Here is a 4,969-nt window from a genome sequence, read left to right as displayed (position 1 = left end):
CGATCTGAACACCGCACCGGCGCGCACCAGGCCCCGGCGGACGCGGTGGACCCTCGTCGGTGCGGCGGCGCTCGTCACAGCGCCCCTCGGCGGGGCGTCGGCGTCCGGCGTGTTCACCGACGACGAAGAGGTGCACGAGACGCGGACGTCGGCCCGCCTGTGACGAGGTCACGGGCGAACCGACGTCCGTGGTCCGGGGCGTACGGAACGGTACGGCCGTTTCTCAGGCCGCGTGCTCCACGAACCGTGCCGCCGTCTCCGCCAGCACCTCGCGGCCGTCCCTGGCCCACAGCACGTCGTTGAACAGCTCGACTTCGATGGGTCCGGAGTAGCCCGCCGCCTCGACGTACGCCTTCCACTCGCGCATGTCGATCGAACCGTCGCCGATCTGGCCCCGGCCGTTCAGGACGCCCTCGGGCAACGGGGTTGTCCAGTCGGCGAGTTGGAAGGTGTGGATGCGATCGCCCGCACCGGCGCGGGCGATCTGCGCGGGGGCCTGGTCGTCCCACCAGATGTGGTACGTGTCGACCGCGACGCCGACCTGGTTCGCGGGGAAGCGTTCCGCGAGGTCGAGGGCCTGGGTGAGGGTCGAGACCACGCAGCGGTCGGAGGCGTACATCGGGTGGAGCGGCTCGATGGCCAGCCGGACACCGTTGGCGGCCGCGTACGGGCCCAACTCCCCCAGCGCGTCCGCGATGCGCTCCCGCGCGCCGTGGAGGTCCTTCGAGCCCGCGGGGAGGCCGCCGGACACCAGCACGAGCGTGTCCGTGCCCAGGGTGGCGGCCTCGTCGATGGCGCGGCGGTTGTCGGCCAGTGCCTCGGCTCGCTCGGCCGGGTCGATGGCCGTGAAGAAGCCGCCACGGCAGAGGGTGGTGACGGCCAGGCCGGCGTCGCGGACCAGCTTGGCCGTCTCCTCCAGGCCGTACGTCTCGACCGGAGCACGCCACAGGCCGACGCCCGGGACGCCCAACTCCAGGCAGGTGTCGACCAGTTCGGGCATCGACAGCTGCTTGACCGTCATCTGGTTGATGGAGAAGCGGGAGAGGTCGCCGAGGGGGCTGCTCGTACTGCTCGTGCTCACTGGTTCACTCCGTACAGGGAGAGCAGGTTCTTCATGCGGTTCTCCGCCAGCGCCGGGTCCGGGAACAGGCCCAGGACGTCGGCGAGTTCGTACGCGCGGGCGAAGTGCGGGAGCGAGCGGGACGACTGGAGGCCGCCGACCATCGTGAAGTGCTCCTGGTGGCCCGCGAGCCAGGCCAGGAAGACCACGCCCGTCTTGTAGAAGCGGGTCGGGGTCTGGAAGAGGTGGCGGGACAACTCGACGGTGGGGTCGAGGAGTTCGCGGAAACCGCCCGTGTTGCCGGTGTCGAGGACACGTACGGCCTCGGCGGCCAGGGGCCCCAGCGGGTCGAAGATGCCGAGCAGGGCGTGGCTGAAGCCCTGGTCGTCGCCCGCGATCAGCTCGGGGTAGTTGAAGTCGTCTCCCGTGTAGCAGCGCACCCCGTCGGGCAGCTTGCGGCGCAGGTCGATCTCGCGCTGGGCGTCGAGGAGGGAGACCTTGATGCCGTCGACCTTGTCGGGGTGGGCGGCGATGACTTCCAGGAAGGTGTTGGTGGCGGCGTCGAGGTCGGTGCTGCCCCAGTAGCCTTCGAGCGCCGGGTCGAACATCGGGCCCAGCCAGTGCAGGATCACCGGCTCGGCGGCCTGGCGCAGCAGGTGGCCGTAGACCTCCAGGTAGTCCTCGGGCCCCTTGGCGCTGGCGGCCAGCGCCCGGGAGGCCATGAGGATGGCCCGCGATCCGGAGTCCTCGACGAGGGCCAGCTGCTCCTCGTACGCGGCCCGCACCTCGTCCAGGCTGTACGGGTAGCCGACCTCGGTGACCGGCAGCTGGTCGGTGCCGACGCCGCAGGCGATCAGGCCGCCGACCGACTTGGCCTCGGCCGACGAGCGGCGGATCAGCTCGGCCGCGCCCGCCCAGTCGAGGCCCATCCCGCGCTGGGCGGTGTCCATGGCCTCCGCGACGCCGAGCCCGTGGGACCACAGATGGCGGCGGAAGGCGAGGGTGGCGTCCCAGTCGACGGCCGCCGGGGAGTCGGGGGTGGTGTCGGCGTACGGGTCGGCGACCACGTGGGCCGCCGAGTAGACCGTACGGGCGGTGAAGGGGGCACCGGTGGTGAGGGGCAGGGGTTCGGTGCGGGGGGTGTAGGCGCGCAACACGCCGTCCGCATTGGGTAGTTGGATCTGCCCGTTCGTCACAGCGCGATCTCCGGTACGTCGAAACGGCGGCCCTCGGCCGAGGACTTCAGGCCCAGTTCGGCGAGCTGGACGCCGCGGGCGCCGGCCAGCAGGTCCCAGTGGTAGGGCGCGTCGGCGTAGACGTGCTTGAGGAACAGCTCCCACTGGGCCTTGAAGCCGTTGTCGAACTCGGCGTTGTCGGGGATCTCCTGCCACTGGTCACGGAAGGAGTAGGTGGCCGGGATGTCGGGGTTCCAGACCGGCTTGGGCGTCGAACTGCGGTGCTGGACGCGGCAGTTGCGCAGACCGGCGACCGCCGAGCCCTCGGTGCCGTCGACCTGGAACTCGACGAGTTCGTCGCGGTTGACGCGGACGGCCCAGGAGGAGTTGATCTGGGCGATGGCCCCGCCGTCGAGTTCGAAGACTCCGTAGGCGGCGTCGTCGGCCGTGGCGTCGTACGGCTTGTCCTGCTCGTCCCAGCGCTGCGGGATGTGCGTGGCGGTCAGGGCCTGTACGGACTTCACCCGGCCGAACAGTTCGTGGAGGACGTACTCCCAGTGCGGGAACATGTCGACAACGATGCCACCGCCGTCCTCGGAGCGGTAATTCCAGGACGGGCGCTGGGCCGACTGCCAGTCGCCCTCGAAGACCCAGTAGCCGAACTCTCCGCGGATGGAGAGGATGCGGCCGAAGAAGCCGCCATCGATGAGCCGCTTCAGCTTGAGCAGGCCCGGGAGGAAGAGCTTGTCCTGGACCACGCCGTGCTTGATGCCGGCGGCGGTGGCCAGACGGGCCAGCTCCAGCGCGCCTTCGAGACCGGTCGCGGTCGGCTTCTCGGTGTAGATGTGCTTGCCCGCCGCGATCGCCTTCTTGATCGCTTCCTCGCGGGCCGAGGTGACCTGGGCGTCGAAGTAGATCTCGACGGCCGGGTCGGCGAGGACCGCGTCGACGTCCGTGGAGATGTTCTCCGGGTCCAGGCCGTGCTGCTCCGCGAGTGCCTTCAGGGCGTGCTCGCGGCGGCCGACGAGGACCGGCTCGGGCCACAGCACGGTGCCGTCGCCGAGGTCGAGACCGCCCTGTTCGCGCAGGGCGAGGATCGAGCGGACGAGGTGCTGGCGGTAGCCCATGCGTCCCGTCACACCGTTCATCGCGATGCGCACCGTCTTGCGTGTCACGTGATTCCCTTCGTACGCGTCCCGCGCCGCGTACGCCCCACAGGTGGACCCCGGTACGTCCGGTGCACCCTGGTGAACTGGTGAGCGTCACAGCAAGCGCTTTCTATGTGTAGAGAAGCTAGCCTCTGAGGAGCGGTCTGGACAAGACCGTGACGGGGATGAGTTGTTCGAGGGGGCGAACAACTGGGGGGTTCGGCCTTAGGGTCTGTGCGGAACCGTGCCACGTGTGCTCGTGCGCCCGCGCGTGCGGGGGTTTGGAGCCCGCTTGCGCAGGGGGCTGGAAAGCCCGCGCGTGCAGGGGTTCGGAAAGCCCGCGTGGGGGTTCGGAAAGCCCGCGTGTGCAGGGGTTCGGAATGGTGCACGAGGACGTAATACGAGATGCGCGACCGGAGGACGACGAAGATGACGGTGACCCTGGCGGACGTGGCGGCCCGCGCGCAGGTCTCGCCCGCGACGGTGTCGCGCGTGCTGAACGGGAACTATCCCGTGGCCGCCTCCACCCGCGAGCGGGTGCTGCGGGCCGTGGACGAGCTGGATTATGTACTGAACGGCCCCGCGAGCGCCCTCGCCGCGGCGACGTCCGACCTGGTCGGGATTCTGGTGAACGACATCGCCGACCCGTTCTTCGGGATCATGGCGGGGGCGATCCAGGGGGAGATCGGGGGGCCCGGGGGGCGGGCCGGCGGTGAGCGGCTCGCCGTTGTGTGCAACACCGGGGGTTCCGCCGAGCGGGAGCTCACGTATCTCACGCTGCTTCAGCGGCAGCGGGCCGCGGCGGTCGTGCTGACCGGTGGGGCCGTGGAGAACACCGCGCATGCGGAGGCCGTGGCCACGAAGCTTCGCAAGCTCGCGGCCGCGGGGACTCGGGTCGTGCTGTGCGGGCGGCCGCCCGCGCCGGCCGACACCGACGCGGTGGCTCTCACCTTCGACAACCGGGGTGGGGGGCGGCGGCTCACCGAGCATCTGATCGAGCTCGGGCATCGGCGTATGGGGTATATCGCGGGGCCGGAGGAGCGTACGACTACGCGGCATCGGCTGGAGGGGCATCGGGATGCGCTTGCCGCGCACGGGATCGCTGACGAGGCGTCGCGGACCGTGCATGGGCGGTACGACCGGCGGGCCGGGTATGAGGCAACGCTCGAACTGCTGCGGCGTGATCCGGAGTTGACGGCTGTTGTTGCGGCGAATGACACGGTTGCGCTTGGGGCGTGTGCGGCTCTGCGGGACTCTGGGTTGCGGATTCCGGATGACGTGTCTGTTGTGGGCTTCGATGATCTTCCCTTCAGTATTGATGCGGTGCCTGCGTTGACGACTGTGCGGTTGCCGTTGGCGGAGGCGGGGACGCGGGCTGGGCGGATCGCGATGGGGCGTGAGGAGGCTCCGCCTGGGGGGATTGCCACGATTCGGGGGGAGTTGATGGTGCGGGGGTCTACGGGCGCGCCCAAGAACTCCTGAGGTTGGGGTGTTGGGTGCGGGTGGTGCGTGGCTGGTCGCGCAGTTCCTCGCGCCCCTAAAGACGCGCCAGCCGTGTGGTGTCGGGTCGGGGCCGCGACGGGGCA

At 70.2% G+C, this 4,969-nt stretch carries 4 protein-coding genes; 1 reads left to right on the top strand and 3 read right to left on the bottom strand.

Features of this window, described 5'->3' with window-relative positions:
- Positions 1 to 223 precede the first annotated feature (223 nt).
- From O3Q52_RS48805 to O3Q52_RS48795, 3 genes are read right to left on the bottom strand one after another with little or no spacing between them, the layout of a single operon-like run.
- On the bottom strand, positions 224 to 1,021 hold the full coding sequence (locus tag O3Q52_RS48805) for a sugar phosphate isomerase/epimerase (protein ID WP_269654884.1): 798 nt from the start codon (positions 1,019 to 1,021) through the stop codon (positions 224 to 226).
- A 56-nt stretch (positions 1,022 to 1,077) separates the two neighbouring features.
- Positions 1,078 to 2,256, bottom strand: a complete 1,179-nt coding sequence (locus tag O3Q52_RS48800; protein WP_269654883.1) for a dihydrodipicolinate synthase family protein — start codon at positions 2,254 to 2,256, stop codon at positions 1,078 to 1,080.
- Positions 2,253 to 3,410, bottom strand: a complete 1,158-nt coding sequence (locus tag O3Q52_RS48795; protein ID WP_269654882.1) for a Gfo/Idh/MocA family protein — start codon at positions 3,408 to 3,410, stop codon at positions 2,253 to 2,255. Before O3Q52_RS48795 ends, O3Q52_RS48800 begins: the two co-directional genes overlap by 4 nt.
- A 402-nt stretch (positions 3,411 to 3,812) precedes the next feature.
- Between O3Q52_RS48795 and O3Q52_RS48790 the strand changes: the two genes are divergently transcribed.
- Complete coding sequence (locus O3Q52_RS48790; RefSeq protein ID WP_269654881.1) at positions 3,813 to 4,865, top strand: LacI family DNA-binding transcriptional regulator; 1,053 nt, start codon at positions 3,813 to 3,815, stop codon at positions 4,863 to 4,865.
- Positions 4,866 to 4,969 lie beyond the last annotated feature (104 nt).

The organism is Streptomyces sp. ActVer (genome assembly GCF_027270795.1).
GTDB classification, from domain to species: domain Bacteria; phylum Actinomycetota; class Actinomycetes; order Streptomycetales; family Streptomycetaceae; genus Streptomyces; species Streptomyces umbrinus_A.
The sequence above is the reverse complement of the archived record's forward strand: the minus strand, read 5'-3'. Positions and strand labels throughout refer to the sequence as shown.